This window comes from Pseudomonas sp. KH_027 (assembly GCF_057838565.1).
In genome coordinates this window covers 724,476-736,711 of sequence record NZ_CM174470.1, presented here as the reverse complement: position 1 = coordinate 736,711, position 12,236 = coordinate 724,476, and the positions used below count along the sequence as shown (strand labels likewise).

Sequence of the window (12,236 nt, the reverse complement as noted above, 5' to 3'; positions counted from 1 at the left end):
AAGGCTTGTAGGGTTGGGGGGTTACCCTCTCCCCCGCCCTCTCCCTGGGAGGGAGAGGGGGTAAATTGCGATGGGCCGCGTTTATTTGATCTCGGTTTCGACGAAGACGATTTCATGTGCGCTGGCGTTGATCACATTGTGTTCGACGCCGGCTTTGCGGAAATACGCCTGCCCAGCCGTCAGGGGCGCGTGCTTGTCGCCCTCGGGGGTTTCCAGCAGTAGCGTGCCGCTGGTCATCGGCACCACTACGTAGTCGTAACCGTGGCTGTGGTGGCCGGTTTCGGCACCGGGCGCAAAGCGCCATTCGGTGACGATCACCCGCTCGTTGTTCACTTGCACGCTCGGCACGGCTTGCGGTCGGCTCATGCTGGCTTCAATCCAGGCTGTTCAGCGCTTCGCCAACGGCATCGAACACGCGGTCGAGGTCGGCGGGCTTGGCGTTGAAGGTTGGGCCGAACTGCAGGGTGTCGCCACCGAAGCGCACATAGAAGCCGGCTTTCCACAGTTTCATCCCGGCCTCGAACGGACGGACGATGGCGTCGCCATCACGCGGGGCGATCTGGATCGCACCGGCCAGGCCGCAGTTGCGGATGTCGACGACGTTCTTCGCGCCTTTCAGGCCATGCAGGACGTTCTCGAAGTGCGGCGCCAGTTCGGCGGACTGTTGAATCAGGTTTTCGCGCTCAAGCAATTCGAGTGCGGCCAGGCCAGCGGCGCAGGCGACCGGGTGTGCCGAGTAGGTGTAGCCATGGGTGAATTCGACTGCGTACTCGGGTGTCGCCTGGTTCATGAAGGTTTGGTAGATCTCGCGGCTGGCGATCACGGCGCCCATCGGGATAGCGCCGTTGGTGATCTGCTTGGCGACGTTCATCAGGTCCGGAGTCACGCCGAAGTATTCAGCGCCGGTGGCTTTACCCATGCGACCGAAGGCGGTTATCACTTCGTCGAAAATCAGCAGGATATTGTTGGCATCACAAATCTCGCGCAGGCGTTGCAGGTAACCCTGCGGCGGCACCAGCACGCCAGCGGAGCCGGCCATCGGCTCGACAATCACGGCGGCGATGTTGGAGGCGTCGTGCAGCTCAATCAGCTTCAACAGTTCGTTGGCCAACTCGATGCCACCGGTTTGCGCCATGCCACGGGTAAACGCCAGGCCCGGTTGAAGGGTGTGCGGCAGGTGGTCGACGTCCATGAATTGGCCGTACATTTTGCGGTTGCCATTGATGCCACCGAGGCTGGTGCCAGCGATATTGACACCGTGGTAGCCACGGGCGCGGCCGATCAGTTTGGTCTTGCTCGCCTGGCCTTTCAGGCGCCAGTAGGCGCGGGCCATTTTCACCGCGGTGTCGGCGCACTCGGAGCCGGAGCCGGTAAAGAACACATGGTTCAGGTCGCCTGGCGTCATGTCGGCGATTTTCTCAGCCAGTTTGAATGACAGCGGGTGGCCGTATTGGAAGGCCGGCGAATAGTCGAGGGTGCCCAGTTGACGGGCCACTGCTTCCTGGATTTCCTTGCGGGTATGCCCAGCGCCGCAGGTCCAGAGGCCGGACAGGCTGTCGTAAATCTTGCGACCCTGCTCGTCGATCAGGTAGCTGCCTTCGGCGCCGACGATAAAGCGCGGGTCGCGTTGGAAGTTGCGGTTGGCAGAAAACGGCATCCAGTGCGCGTCCAGCTTGAGCTGGCTGGCGAGAGACGGAGTGGCGGTTTGTGGCATGTTCATGAGCGGCCTCGCAAGTAAATGCTGTGTTCTGGTCTGTAGGAGCGGGCCATGTCCGCGATTGCGGATGTTCGTGGCCATGGCCCGTGCCTAAGGTTGTTTCTCTTGCCGGCTAAGGTGCCACGGGCATAAAGTCTTAAAAACACGATTCTTCTAATTCTCAGATTGGCTTTCACTAAACTATGAGCACCCGTCGCCCCGATCCCCTGGCGCAAGTCAGCGACTTCGATATCCGCCTGTTACGCATCTTTCGCAGCGTGGTGGAGTGCGGCGGCTTTTCTGCCGCAGAAAGTGCGCTGGGCATCGGCCGCTCGGCCATCAGCCAGCAAATGAGCGATCTCGAGCAACGCCTGGGTTTGCGCTTGTGTCAGCGCGGGCGTGCCGGCTTTGCCCTGACCGAGGAAGGCCGCGAGGTCTACCAGTCGTCCTTGCAACTGCTCAGCGCCCTGGAAAGTTTTCGCACCGAGGTCAACGGCCTGCACCAGCACCTGCGTGGCGAGCTGAACATCGGTCTGACCGACAACCTGGTGACCCTGCCGCACATGCGCATCACCAACGCCCTGGCGCTGCTGAAGGAGCGCGGGCCGGACGTGCACATCCAGATCCGCATGACCCCGCCAAGCGAGGTCGAGCAAGGGGTGCTCGACGGCAGCCTGCATGTCGGCGTGGTGCCGCAGGCCAACACGCTGTCTGGGCTGGAGTATCAGCCGCTGTACAGCGAACGTTCGCTGCTCTACTGCGCGGTCGGCCACCCACTGTTCTATGTCGACGACCAGCAGTTGGCCGATGAGCGCCTCAATAGCCAGGATGCCATCGCCCCAACCTTTCGCCTGCCACCGGAGATCCAGGCCCAATACCAGGCGCTGAAATGTACGGCCAGTGCTTCGGACCGTGAGGGCATGGCCTTCTTGATTCTCACCGGACGCTATATCGGCTACCTGCCGGACCACTACGCCAGCCTGTGGGTGCAGCAGGGGCGGCTGCGCGCGCTGAAACCAACGACGCGTTTCTATGACCTCAGCCTGGCCTCGGTGACCCGCAAAGGCCGGCGGCCGCATCTGGTGCTGGAGAGCTTTCTCGAGGCATTGGCAGCAACCAGCTGATCGCGCCCCGCCTCGGTGCAGCCACAGCCCCAGCGCGATGCAAAAGGCGCCACCTCGACTACACAGTCATTCATGCGACTGCTCGGAAGGCCCGCGGCAGCGAATGTATGCAACCCCTGAAACAAGGCCCAGGACGATTGCGCACAATTGCGCGGATCTTTCTTGATACAAAGCTGATCACTTGGACAGAAAATTGCAGAGGGTGGCGTACCTGACCAAAAGGCCAGGAAAAAATTAGAACAGAACGATGCCATCCTGGGAGCAAACATGAATCGCAAAGCCTCGTCCCTGCTGCTCGCCGGCAGCTTGCTACTCGCCGCCGATGCACACGCCGACAGCCCGCTGCTGTGGCAGGACAACAGCGTCACCTACCTCTATGGCCGGGATTTCAAGATCGACCCACCGATCCAGCAGACCCTCTCCTTCGAGCATGCCAGTGGCTGGAGCTTCGGTGACCTGTTCATTTTCTTCGACCAGATCAACTACAACGGCGAGGAAAGCGCCGGCGCCGGCAAGGACACCTACTACGGCGAGTTCGCTCCGCGCCTGTCCTTCGGCAAGACCTTCGACCAGAAGCTGGAATTCGGCCCGATCAAGGACGTACTGCTGGCCGGCACCTACGAGCGTGGCGAGAACCGCAACCAGAACTACCTGCTCGGCCCAGGCTTCGACCTGGCCATCCCCGGCTTCGACTACTTCCAGCTGAACTTCTACTACCGCAAACCCGACGGCATCACCAAGAATCCGTCCGGCCAATGGCAGGTCACCCCGGTGTGGTCCTACACCATTCCCGTGGGCAACTCCGACATCCTCATCGACGGTTTCATGGACTGGGTGTGGAACAACAAGGACGCCACCAACAGCCGCCCGAATGACCTGCACGCCAACCTGCACTTCAACCCGCAGGTCAAATATGATCTGGGCAAGGCCATGGGCTGGAGCGCGGTCAAGCACTTCTACGTCGGCGTGGAGTACGACTACTGGAAGAACAAATACGCCATCGACGATGAGAGCTTCCTCGGTGACGAAATCCTCGAAGGCACCACCCAGAGCGCGATCAACCTGATCGCCAAAGTGCACTTCTGATTCAGCTGAGTAGCGCCGGTGCCCGCCACCGGCGCCGCTCGGATGATTGCAACAGCACACCTTATCGATTTCAGGCGGACAGGCAACACAATCGAGCACGCCCTGCGCAATCACGCACAACAGCAGTGCACCCCAAGGTCTTGGTACTGACGGCCACGCTTTTTCTGCGCCTTGCGCTTGTCACCTCGCCGACAGTGGGTTATCTGTGCTCGCTGCGCTCCCTGAACCGTTCGGAATCGCCCCATGACCCTTGAAGTTCCCGCCCACGGCTCCAAACCTGCCGGGCGCATACGCCAGAAAAACGAAGAAGCGATCCTTGCCGCCGCCGAAGAAGAGTTCGCTCGCCACGGTTTCAAGGGCACCAGCATGAATACCATCGCGCAGACCGTCGGCCTGCCGAAGGCCAACCTGCACTACTACTTCAACAACAAGCTGGGCCTGTACCTGGCGGTGCTGAGCAACATCCTCGAACTCTGGGACAGCACCTTCAACACCCTCACCGCCGAGGACGATCCGGCTGTGGCGCTGGCCGGCTACATCCGCGCCAAGCTGGAGTTTTCGCGGCGCTATCCGCTGGCCTCGAAGATCTTCGCGATGGAAGTGATCAGTGGCGGCGTTTGCCTCGAAGCGCATTTCGATCAGGACTACCGCGACTGGTTCAGGGGCCGGGCCGCGGTCTTCGACGCCTGGATCGCCGCCGGCAAGATGGACGCCGTCGACCCGATGCACCTGATCTTCCTGCTCTGGGGCAGCACCCAGCACTATGCCGACTTCGGCGCGCAGATCTGCCGCGTCAGCGGGCGCAAACGCCTGACCAAGGAAGACTTCGAGAGCGCCACACAGAACCTTATCCACATCATCCTCAAGGGTTGCGGCCTCACCCCGCCAAGCGCCTGATGCCCCTCACGCTCGGCGCCTCTTGCGAGTACCGCGCGGAGATCCGCAAAAGCCGCTTCCTCGCCCTCGCCGCACCGGTTGCCAGCGCGGCCGAGGCGCAGGCCTTCATCGCCACCGCCAGCGACAGCGGTGCTTCGCACAACTGCTGGGCCTGGAAGGTCGGCAACCAGTACCGTTTCAGCGACGACGGCGAACCCGGCGGTACCGCCGGCCGGCCGATCCTGGCAGCCATCGAGGGGCAGGCCTTTGACCAGGTGGTCGTGTTGGTGATCCGCTGGTACGGCGGCATCCAGCTTGGCACCGGCGGCCTCGCCCGAGCCTACGGCGGCAGCGCCAGCAAGTGCCTGCAAGGCGGCGAAAGCAAGCCGCTGTTGCAGCTGCGGCACTTCACCTGCCACCTGAGCTTTGCCGAACTGCCGCTGCTCAAGGCCCGCCTGGCCGAATTGGAGATCCTGCTGGAACACGAAGCCTACGATGCCAGCGGGGCCGAGTTGCAGTTGGCCGTAACCGATGCGCGCTGCGCCGAACTGCAGCGCTTGCTGGCCGATATCAGCCGGGGCCGCGCGCAGCTGCAGCGTTTGTGAGCAGGCTACGGGCGCCGTGGATCCTGGCTCTGCTGCTGGCCGGGCCACTGCGCGCCGAAGTCAGCTCGCCGATTCGCGCCAACGGCCAGGCCAGCTCCAGGGAGATCGATCAGCGCCGGCAAAGCACCGCGCCACAAGCCGACGACAGCCGCCTGGAACAGCAGGCCAACCAATTGGCCCACAGCATTCTGAACCGGCATCTCGAACGGGTGTGGCGCTACGACCTGGAAACGGGTCATGGCAATACCCTGGGCGCCAGGCTAGGCGAATAGCCAAGCCTCGGTGAGCCGTTGCAACTCGCGGGGCATGGCCAAATTACCTGCCTGTATTGCCCGTTGGCCCCACCGCCATTTCCACGAAAACGGTTGGGCAAAGCACCCACACAATCGGTTAACAAGCCTGTGGATAAGCTCTGCAAAGGCGTGCCCAGGCTCCGCCGTGCGGGCCCCTCAAACACCTGTACGTTTTTTGACCAACACTCAAGACGCTCGCCAACATGCCGTAAGCACCTGATCTGTCGAGCTTTATTTTGCATGATCGACAGACCGTGCGGCGCCAGGCAAGTCGATGCGGGCGGCCTTGTCCACAATGGCCGTGGACAGAGCTGTGGATAAGCGTGGGAATAAAGTCGCCAGCCCCGGCGCCATCGGCCCTGCCGCAGGCTGCTGGTTTTTTCACCAGCGGCCTGCGCCGTGATCGGCCATGGCGCCCCAATAGCGTGCAACCCATCCGCAGCGAATTCCTTGCGCGCAGCCGCAAAACCTCGGCCCCGGCGCTTTCTGACCAAGTGGCCAGCTTTTTGCTTTACCGGGTGCATGCTGCCCTCCCCGAGAAAGACTGAAGATGAATAGCCCGACCTCCCCGCCGCGCCTGGAGTTGCATGGCATCAGCAAGCGCTACCCCGGCTGCCTGGCCAACGACCGCATCGACCTGAGCATCGCGCCTGGGGAAATCCATGCCTTGCTCGGCGAGAACGGCGCCGGCAAAAGCACCCTGATGAAGATCATCTATGGTGTCACCCAGCCCGACAGCGGCGAGATCCGCTGGCAGGGCGAGGCGCTGAAGATGCACGACCCGGCCATGGCGCGCAGCCTGGGGGTCGGCATGGTGTTCCAGCATTTCTCGCTGTTCGAAACCCTCAGCGTGGCGCAGAACATCGCCCTGGCCATAGGGGCCGAGGCGGGCACGCCGAAGCAGCTCGAACCACGGATTCGCGAGGTCTCGCAGCGCTACGGCATGGCCCTGGAACCGCAACGCCTGGTGCACAGCCTGTCAATCGGCGAACGCCAACGGGTGGAGATCGTCCGCTGCCTGATGCAGGACATCAAGCTGCTGATCCTCGACGAGCCGACCTCGGTGCTCACCCCGCAGGAGGCCGACGAACTGTTCGTCACCCTGCGCCGTCTGGCGGCCGAGGGCTGCAGCATCCTCTTCATCAGCCACAAGCTCGGCGAAGTACGCGCCCTCTGCCAAAGCGCCACGGTGCTGCGCGGCGGCCGGGTGTCCGGACACTGCGTACCGGCCGACTGCTCCGACCTGGAGCTGGCGCGACTGATGGTCGGCGACGCCGAGGGCCTGGAAGGCTGCTACCCCAAGGCCTGCGGCGGCCTGCCGCGTTTGCGCGTAGACGACCTCAGCTGGCACAACGACGCCCCCTTTGGCACCTCCCTGAGCCACCTGCGCCTGGACGTGCGCAGTGGCGAGATCGTCGGCATCGCCGGGGTCGCCGGCAACGGCCAGGATGAGCTGCTGGCCTTGCTCAGCGGCGAAGTGCGCCTGTCCCGTGGCGAACGCGAACGCATCAGCCTCGATCAGCAGGCGGTCGCCCACCTCTACCCGGATGCCCGCCGCCGTCTCGGCCTGGCCTTCGTCCCCGCCGAGCGCCTGGGCCATGGCGCCGTGCCAGACATGTCGCTGGCCGACAACGCGCTGCTTAGCGCCTTCCAGCAGGGCCTGCTGCGCAAGGGCCTGATCCAGCGCGGCAAGGTGCGCGCCTTCGCCGACGAAATCATCCGCCGCTTCGCGGTGAAAACCCCGGACGCCGACACCGCCGCGCGCAGCCTGTCCGGCGGTAACCTGCAGAAATTCATTCTTGGCCGGGAAATCATGCAGCAGCCGAAACTGCTGGTCGCCGCCCACCCGACCTGGGGCGTCGACGTCGGCGCCGCCGCGGCGATCCACCGCGCGCTAATTGCCCTGCGCGATGCCGGCGCGGCGATCCTGGTGATCTCCGAAGACCTCGACGAGCTGTTCCAGATCAGCGACCGCATCGGCGCCCTGTGCAGCGGCAAGTTGTCGCCCCTGGCCGCCACCGAACGGACCTCGCCGGTCGAGGTCGGCCGCTGGATGGCCGGCGAGTTCGCCCCGGTCGCCCCCTTGAATAACCTGGTCGCAGCCGCTGCTGCCGCCCTGCGCTGACGGAGTCTGCCATGCTGCTATCGCTCGAACCGCGCGGCCAGCAATCGCGCCCCATGCTTTGGCTGTCGCCGCTACTCGCAGCGCTGCTGACCCTGTTCAGCGGCTCGCTGCTGTTCGCCATCCTCGGCCATGACCCGCTGGCCACCCTGCACACCCTGCTGATCGCGCCGCTGGCCGACTGGTACGGGGTCTCCGAACTGCTGGTCAAGACTCTGCCGATCCTGCTCTGCGCCCTCGGCCTGGCGGTGGCCTACCAGGCGCGCATCTGGAATATCGGCGCCGAAGGCCAACTGCTGCTCGGCGCCCTGGCCGGCAGCGCCATGGCCCTGCAACTGCTCGACTGGGAAAGCCGCTGGGCACTGGTCTGGGTGGTGGCCGCCGGCACCTGTGCCGGCGCGGCCTGGGCGGCCATCACCGCCTGGCTGCGCACGCAGTTCAACGCCAACGAAATCCTCACCAGCATCATGCTCAACTACATCGCGCTGAACCTGCTGCTGTTCTTCGTGCATGGCCCGCTGAAGGACCCGGCCGGTTTCAACTTCCCCGAGTCGGCGATGTTCGGCGACGCCAGCCGCCTGCCGCTGGTCAGCGAGGACGGCCGCGTGCACGCCGGCCTGTACCTCGCCCTGTTGGCGTTGGTGGCGGTGTGGGTGCTGCTGCACAAGAGCTTCCTCGGCTTCCAGATCAAGGTGCTCGGCCTGGACCGTCGCGCCGCCGGTTTCGTCGGTTTTCGCGAGAAACGCCTGGTGTGGTTCGCCCTGCTGGTCAGCGGTGCGCTGGCCGGGCTGGCCGGGGTCGGCGAAGTGGCCGGTCCGATCGGCCAACTGGTCCCACAGGTGTCGCCGGGCTACGGCTACGCGGCGATCACCGTGGCCTTCCTCGGCCGCCTCAACCCGCTCGGCATCCTCTTCGCCAGCCTGCTGATGGCCCTGCTCTACCTGGGTGGCGAGAACGCGCAGATGAGCATGAACCTGCCGCAGGCGATCACCCAGTTGTTCCAGGGCATGATGCTGTTCTTCCTGCTCGCCTGTGACGTGCTGATCCTCTATCGGCCGCGGCTGAAGCTGAAGTGGGGGCGACGCGCGGCACTCAAGGAAGCGGCGGCCTGACGTTGGCCATGAACCTAGCCCCTCCCACCCAGCCAGCACCCTGCAATCACTTTTTCACCTGCCGCATGTGGCGCGCAGCTTGAGGCTTCGATTATGGATCTCGATCTACTGAGCAATATCTTCTACGCCATGGTGCGCACCGGCACGCCGCTGCTGCTGGTGGCCTTGGGCGAACTGATCTGCGAGAAGAGTGGCGTGCTCAACCTGGGCCAGGAAGGCATGATGCTGTTCGGTGCGGTGATCGGCTTCATCGTCGCCCTCAGCACCGGCAACCTGTGGCTCGGCGTGCTGCTGGCGATGGCCGCCGGTATGCTCCTGTCGCTGCTGTTCGCCGCCGTGGCCCTGGGTTTCAACGCCAACCAGGTGGCCACCGGCCTGGCCCTGACCATCTTCGGTGTGGGCCTGTCGACCTTCGTCGGCGCGGCCTGGGTCGGCAAACCGCTGGCCGGCTTCGAGCCCATCGCCATCCCGCTGCTCAGCGAGATCCCGCTGATCGGACGCATGCTGTTCGCCCAGGACGTGCTGATCTACCTGTCCTTCGCCCTGTTCGCTCTGGTCGCCTGGGTGCTGCTGAAAAGCCGTATCGGCCTGATCATCCAGGCCGTCGGCGAAAACCCCGACGCGGCCAGCGCCATGGGCCTGCCGGTGCTGCGCGTGCGCACCCTGGCGGTGCTGTTCGGCGGTGCCATGGCCGGACTGGCCGGCGGTTACCTGTCGCTGGCCTACACGCCGATGTGGGCGGAGCACATGACCGCCGGGCGCGGCTGGATCGCCCTGGCGCTGGTGGTGTTCGCCAGCTGGCGGGTGTTGCGCGTGCTGCTCGGCGCCTACCTGTTCGGCCTGGCCAGCATCCTCCATCTGGTGGCCCAGGGTATCGGCCTGTCGATCCCCTCCAACCTCCTGGCGATGCTGCCCTACGTGGCCACCATCCTGGTGCTGGTGCTGCTCTCGCGCGACGCGATCAAAACCCGCCTGTTCGCCCCGGTATCGCTGGGCAAGCCGTGGCAACCAGGGCATTGAGGGCAACAGGTCGCGGCTAAAGCCGCTCCCACAGGAATCGGCTGCTTCCTAGGAGCGCTTTCGTAGGAAGGGCTTTAGCCGCGACCCACCCAAGGTCAAAGCCACACCACATCCCACAGGGGATAATCCCCAACCCGACTGACCAGTCCAGCCCGTAACGGATTGGCGACGATATAGCGGGCCACAGGCAGCACATCCTCTTCACGACGTAGCGCGCGGTCATGAAAACCGTCCTGCCAGCGCTTACCCTGGCGCCCGGTCATTGAATTGATTTGCTTGGCGCTACGGCCCTTGATCCGGCGCATCAGCATGCTGAGTGATCCCTGCTTAAGGGCCACCAGCCAATGCAGATGATCCGGCATAACGACCCAAGCCAGCGAGTCGACCAGGCCGTCGTCGTGAGCGGCTCTCAGTTCACCGACAAGGAGACGAGCCAGACTGAAATCCGTGAAGAGTGTTTCACGCCCTTCGACGGTTGCGGTCAGCAGGTAGATACGCGCCGGCTCCGAGACCCGGCCAGCACGCAAACGGGCTGAATGGGGCATTCCTTTGCCTCCTTGGTGGGTATGGCAAAGGTATAGCCAATCTTTTGCGGCAGGGGGCAGGTCGCGGCTAAAGCCGCTCCCACAGACTCGCTTCGTTCCTGTGGGAGCGGCTTTAGCCGCGACGCCTGTTGATCCTGACCTGAAGGGCAGGTATCGTCGTCCGACGTCATCCGACGCACCTGGATCAGCAGACAGGGTCAACACTGAGCTGGCTAACCTGAACTCACCCTCAGAGGAGCCTGCTCATGGCAGCCACCCGTATCTGGATCAAAAACCCTCTCGCCATCTTCACCGCCAACGACCAAGACGCTAGCGGCGGCCTGGTGATCGAAAACGGCGTCATCGCCGAACTGCTCGGCGCCGGCCAGCAGCCCTCGAAACCCTGCGCTCAGACTTTCGACGCCCGCGAACACGTGGTGTTGCCGGGGCTGATCAACACCCACCACCACTTCTACCAGACCCTCACCCGCGCCTGGGCGCCGGTGGTCAACCAGCCGCTGTTCCCCTGGCTGAAGACCCTGTACCCGGTGTGGGCGCGCTTGACCCCCGAGAAGCTGGCGCTGGCCAGCAAGGTAGCCTTGGCCGAGCTGCTGCTGTCCGGTTGCAGCACCGCGGCGGACCACCATTACCTGTTCCCCGGCGGCCTGGAAAACGCCATCGACGTACAGGTCGAGGCGGTGCGCGAACTGGGCATGCGCGCCATGCTCACCCGCGGTTCGATGAGCCTGGGCGAGGCCGACGGCGGCCTGCCGCCGCAGCAGACGGTGCAGCAGGGCGAAGTGATCCTGGCCGACAGCCAGCGCCTGATCCAGCAGTACCACCAGCGCGGTGACGGCGCGCAGATCCAGATCGCCCTGGCCCCCTGCTCGCCGTTCTCGGTGACCCAGGAGATCATGCGCGCCAGCGCCGAGCTGGCTGAACGGGAAGATGTACGCCTGCACACGCACCTGGCGGAAACCCTGGATGAAGAGGAGTTCTGCCTGCAGCGCTTTGGCCTGCGTACCGTGGATTACCTCGACAGCGTCGGCTGGCTCGGCCCGCGTACCTGGCTGGCCCACGGCATCCACTTCAACCCGGATGAAATCGCCCGCCTGGGCCAGGCCGGCACCGGTATCTGCCACTGCCCCAGCTCGAACATGCGCCTGGCCTCGGGCATCTGCCCGACCCTCGACCTGGAAGCCGCGGGGGCGCCGATCGGTATCGGCGTCGACGGCTCGGCGTCCAACGATGCCTCGAACATGATCCTCGAGGCCCGCCAGGCCCTGTATATCCAGCGCCTGCGCTACGGCGCCGAGCGCATCACCCCGGAACTGACCCTGGGCTGGGCCAGCAAGGGCTCGGCCAAGCTGCTTGGACGCAGCGACATCGGCGAGTTGGCGGTGGGCAAGCAGGCCGACCTGGCGCTGTTCAAGCTCGACGAGCTGCGTTTCTCCGGCAGCCACGACCCGCTGTCCGCCCTGTTGCTGTGCGGCGCCGACCGTGCCGACCGGATGATGATCGGCGGCACCTGGCGGGTGCTCGACGGGCAGATCGAAGGTCTCGACGTGGCGCAATTGATCGCCGACCACCGCCAGGCAGCCAAAGCCCTGATCGCCGGCTAAATCAGCGCGGGTCTGTGGGAGAGGCTTTAGCCGCGATCTTTTTGAAAAAATCGCGGCTAACGCCTCTCCCACAAGACACCACAACCCTCTGCACCACGACACAGCACACCTCTCTTTTCTCGCACCAGAGCAGCCCCGGCGCGACGCGTTATCGGC

Annotated in this window: 12 protein-coding genes; 9 read left to right on the top strand and 3 right to left on the bottom strand. The window is 64.3% G+C overall.

Annotated features, from left to right (window positions below; translation table 11 throughout):
• Positions 1–81: 81 nt before the first annotated feature.
• Together AC3IYG_RS03410 and aptA are read right to left on the bottom strand one after the other, a co-directional pair.
• The gene (locus AC3IYG_RS03410) at positions 82–366 is read right to left on the bottom strand and encodes a cupin domain-containing protein (protein ID WP_489312321.1); all 285 of its coding nucleotides are present in this window, start codon (positions 364–366) and stop codon (positions 82–84) included.
• A gap of 7 nt (positions 367–373) precedes the next feature.
• Positions 374–1,720: an omega-aminotransferase AptA gene (gene aptA, locus AC3IYG_RS03405; RefSeq protein ID WP_489312320.1), complete on the bottom strand. Its 1,347-nt coding sequence runs from the start codon at positions 1,718–1,720 to the stop codon at positions 374–376.
• 179 nt (positions 1,721–1,899) lie between these two features.
• On the opposite strand from aptA, the gene AC3IYG_RS03400 reads away from it, so the two are divergent.
• The 8 genes from AC3IYG_RS03400 (at position 1,900) to AC3IYG_RS03365 (ending at position 9,934) form a co-directional block, all read left to right on the top strand.
• Entirely contained in the window at positions 1,900–2,820 is a 921-nt protein-coding gene (locus tag AC3IYG_RS03400; protein ID WP_489312319.1) for a LysR family transcriptional regulator, read from the top strand.
• A 267-nt stretch (positions 2,821–3,087) separates the two neighbouring features.
• Positions 3,088–3,906 (top strand): outer membrane protein OmpK, encoded by an 819-nt coding sequence (locus AC3IYG_RS03395; protein ID WP_489312318.1) that lies wholly within the window; start codon positions 3,088–3,090, stop codon positions 3,904–3,906.
• A 243-nt stretch (positions 3,907–4,149) separates the two neighbouring features.
• Positions 4,150–4,803 carry a TetR/AcrR family transcriptional regulator gene (locus AC3IYG_RS03390; RefSeq protein ID WP_489312317.1) on the top strand — a complete coding sequence of 218 codons (654 nt, stop codon included), beginning with the start codon at positions 4,150–4,152 and terminating at the stop codon, positions 4,801–4,803.
• Positions 4,803–5,387, top strand: a complete 585-nt coding sequence (locus AC3IYG_RS03385) for an IMPACT family protein (RefSeq protein ID WP_489312316.1) — start codon at positions 4,803–4,805, stop codon at positions 5,385–5,387. Before AC3IYG_RS03390 ends, AC3IYG_RS03385 begins: the two co-directional genes overlap by 1 nt.
• Complete coding sequence (locus AC3IYG_RS03380; protein ID WP_489312315.1) at positions 5,384–5,659, top strand: hypothetical protein; 276 nt, start codon at positions 5,384–5,386, stop codon at positions 5,657–5,659. Before AC3IYG_RS03385 ends, AC3IYG_RS03380 begins: the two co-directional genes overlap by 4 nt.
• 571 nt (positions 5,660–6,230) lie before the next feature.
• Positions 6,231–7,805 (top strand): ABC transporter ATP-binding protein, encoded by a 1,575-nt coding sequence (locus tag AC3IYG_RS03375; protein WP_489312314.1) that lies wholly within the window; start codon positions 6,231–6,233, stop codon positions 7,803–7,805.
• Between the two features lie 11 nt (positions 7,806–7,816).
• Positions 7,817–8,914 (top strand): ABC transporter permease, encoded by a 1,098-nt coding sequence (locus AC3IYG_RS03370; RefSeq protein ID WP_489312313.1) that lies wholly within the window; start codon positions 7,817–7,819, stop codon positions 8,912–8,914.
• Between the two features lie 93 nt (positions 8,915–9,007).
• Entirely contained in the window at positions 9,008–9,934 is a 927-nt protein-coding gene (locus AC3IYG_RS03365; RefSeq protein ID WP_489312312.1) for an ABC transporter permease, read from the top strand.
• A 95-nt stretch (positions 9,935–10,029) separates the two neighbouring features.
• Here the strand turns inward: AC3IYG_RS03365 and AC3IYG_RS03360 are convergent, their stop codons facing one another.
• A complete protein-coding gene (locus AC3IYG_RS03360) occupies positions 10,030–10,479 on the bottom strand; it encodes an REP-associated tyrosine transposase (RefSeq protein WP_489312311.1) in 450 nt (149 codons plus the stop codon).
• Positions 10,480–10,724: 245 nt separating this feature from the next.
• Between AC3IYG_RS03360 and AC3IYG_RS03355 the strand changes: the two genes are divergently transcribed.
• Entirely contained in the window at positions 10,725–12,080 is a 1,356-nt protein-coding gene (locus AC3IYG_RS03355; protein ID WP_489312310.1) for an 8-oxoguanine deaminase, read from the top strand.
• Positions 12,081–12,236 lie beyond the last annotated feature (156 nt).